At 51.6% G+C, this 2,750-nt stretch carries 3 protein-coding genes; 1 reads left to right on the top strand and 2 read right to left on the bottom strand.

Annotation, left to right across the window (positions count from 1 at the left end; genetic code table 11):
- Together ACP5D4_RS17130 and ACP5D4_RS17125 are read right to left on the bottom strand one after the other, a co-directional pair.
- On the bottom strand, positions 1 to 397 hold a 397-nt coding region (locus ACP5D4_RS17130), incomplete at its 3' end, for a hypothetical protein (protein ID WP_428012833.1).
- Positions 398 to 513: 116 nt separating this feature from the next.
- Positions 514 to 654, bottom strand: a complete 141-nt coding sequence (locus ACP5D4_RS17125; RefSeq protein WP_428012832.1) for a hypothetical protein — start codon at positions 652 to 654, stop codon at positions 514 to 516.
- Between the two features lie 305 nt (positions 655 to 959).
- On the opposite strand from ACP5D4_RS17125, the gene purF reads away from it, so the two are divergent.
- Positions 960 to 2,423, top strand: a complete 1,464-nt coding sequence (purF, locus tag ACP5D4_RS17120) for an amidophosphoribosyltransferase (RefSeq protein WP_428012831.1) — start codon at positions 960 to 962, stop codon at positions 2,421 to 2,423.
- Positions 2,424 to 2,750 lie beyond the last annotated feature (327 nt).

Below are 2,750 nucleotides of genomic sequence, written 5' to 3'. Positions count from 1 at the left end.
CTGTGGGGGCTGTGGGGTCCTCAGCGGGGACGGGTTCCCTGTCCGGTTCCGTCGTTGAAGTCGCTAGGGGGTCGGATTTCACAGTGGTAGGCAAGGCGGCTTTGCGATTCGATTTCGCGATGGGGAAAAATTCGCCTTCGAGAGCCACTTGTCGGACGACACCGCGATCGAGATTTTTTTTGCCCCGTTGTTCGGACAATTCCGATATTTTTTCGCCTAACTTCTGTCCCTTTTCTTCGGCATCTTGTAAATCCCCCGAGGAGACGCTGGCAATTTTTCTCGCAATAAAATCTAATTCTTTATTGCCTCGTCGATTTCCGACATCGATTCCTTGGCTCACCAAGACGCTCTTGGCTGCTTTTTTGATGGTTTTTTCAAGGGTTTTGGTGCTTGGCATCGCTGTTGACCTCGGCAAGATGACTGAACACGCCTTTTACTCTACAGCCTTAAACTTGGGGTGGAAACCTGCAAAGTGGCCTTTTTAAGAGTTGATAATCTTGTGAAAATCTTTTCTTAATCTTTCGAGAGAGAAATTGAGGGCGATCGACCTCGAGTTTCTGCATAGACGTTGATGGCGAGATCGGGGAAAAACGCCAAACGCACCACGACGATAAACCAACGGAACTGAACTCCCCAAATCAGGTCAATCAACACCAGGGAGACGAGGAGACCCTTCAGAAGTCGATCGCACGCCAGCCTCAATATCCGTCAAGTCTCCCATCGCATCCATGGGGTAATCGGGGGAAACATCAGTTCCCGACCCGTTCCCATGACGATCGCCGTCCCGCTCCCACGGATTCCCTATCCCTTAACCCCAGATTGCCATTAAATTAAGGAAATATTAAGATTGCGGGGGCTGTAACTTTGGCATCCTACGTAACAAAACGATACAGTGTAAGTGGATTGTTCTCATTTTTTTTCCACCACACGCTCCCTTATTAGGAACGGTTCTCATAACAATGATTCCCACCCCTTCCCTCTCCCGCGACGAAACCCGACCGGACAAACCCGAAGAAGCCTGCGGCGTTTTCGGCGTCTACGCTCCGAACGAAGATGTAGCTAAACTTACCTATTTTGGCTTGTACGCTTTGCAACATCGGGGTCAAGAATCCGCTGGAATTGCAACGTTTCAGGGAGATCGGGTTCATTGCTACAAAGACATGGGACTGGTTTCTCGCGTCTTTAACGAGGAAATTCTCAGCCAACTTCCCGGTACGATGGCCATCGGTCACAACCGCTATTCCACGACGGGATCGAGCCACGTGAGAAATGCTCAACCGGCCTTAGTTGAAACCCGGTTGGGAACGCTTGCATTAGCACACAATGGCAATCTTGTCAATACCCGAGAATTGCGCGAAGAACTCGATCGCCGCAACTGCGATTTCGAGACGAGCAGCGACTCGGAAGCGATCGCCCTGGCCATTGCGACGGAGGTCGATCGCGGACAAGACTGGCAGGAGGCGATGGCAAGCGCCTTAAAACTCTGTCGCGGAGCCTTTAGCTTGACCCTTGGCACCCCCATCGGCATTTTCGCCGCCCGCGATCCCAACGGCGTGCGTCCCCTCGTCATCGGCAAACTGGACACCGAACTCAACGATTACGTCTTCGCCTCGGAAACCTGCGGTTTAGACATCATCGGAGCGCGTTACGTGCGGGACGTGCAGCCGGGAGAACTGGTGTTCGCCAACGAAAACGGCATTTCTTCGCAAATGTGGGCCGACGAGTCGTCGCCGAAGCTGTGCGTGTTCGAGAATATCTATTTTGCCCGTCCCGACAGCATGACAAACGGCGAAAGTCTCTACAGCTATCGGATTCGCATCGGCGAGGTGTTGGCGAAGGAGTCTCCGGCGGACGTGGATATGGTCATCGGCGTTCCCGATTCGGGAATTCCGGCGGCCATCGGCTTTTCGCGAGTTTCAGGAATTCCCTACGCGGAAGGGTTGATTAAAAACCGCTACGTCGGACGCACGTTTATTCAGCCGACGCAACATATGCGGGAGTCGGGAATTCGCATGAAGTTGAATCCCCTCAAGGACGTATTGGAGGGTCAGCGGATTGTTATCGTGGACGATTCGATCATTCGGGGAACCACCAGCCGCAAGTTGGTGAAAGCGTTGCGGGAAGCGGGTGCGACGGAAGTGCATATGCGCGTGTCGTCGCCGCCCGTGACGCACCCCTGTTTTTACGGAATCGACACGGACAATCAGAAGCAGTTGATTGCGGCGACGAAGTCGGTGGCGGAAATTCGCGAACAAATCGGCGTGGATTCTCTGGCGTATTTGAGTTGGGAAGGGATGCTGGATGCGACGGGGAAAGGGCGCGATCGCTTCTGTTCGGCCTGTTTTACGGGAGATTACCCGATTCAAATTCCCGAACAACTCAAACACTCGAAGTTAATGCTTGAAGAAGCGATCGAGGTATAATCTCGCTGTAATCTTGCAATTGATTTGAGTTAATTTTCGGGACGTTGCCACCAACGTCCCGATATCTTTATACATCGATTTTTTCGTCTTTAGGTTGGGTAAAACGAAGTGGAACCCAACGCGCAGGTCTCATCAATTTGCAAGAAGCTGTTTGAGACAAAGAAGTAATGGTAGGGTATGTTACGCGGTCAAAACATGGCTTTGAAATCTCGTTAATGAGATTTCCGCGTAACGCACTGTTTGAGACAAAGAAGTAATGGTAGGGTATGTTACAGGGCTATTTCATTCTCAAGGGAAGCCAAAGATGCTAGAGTGTCAGATTAATCC

The sequence above is a fragment of the Baaleninema sp. genome (genome assembly GCF_049974805.1).
Taxonomy (GTDB): domain Bacteria; phylum Cyanobacteriota; class Cyanobacteriia; order Cyanobacteriales; family Geitlerinemataceae; genus Baaleninema.
The sequence above is the reverse complement of the archived record's forward strand: the minus strand, read 5'-3'. Positions and strand labels throughout refer to the sequence as shown.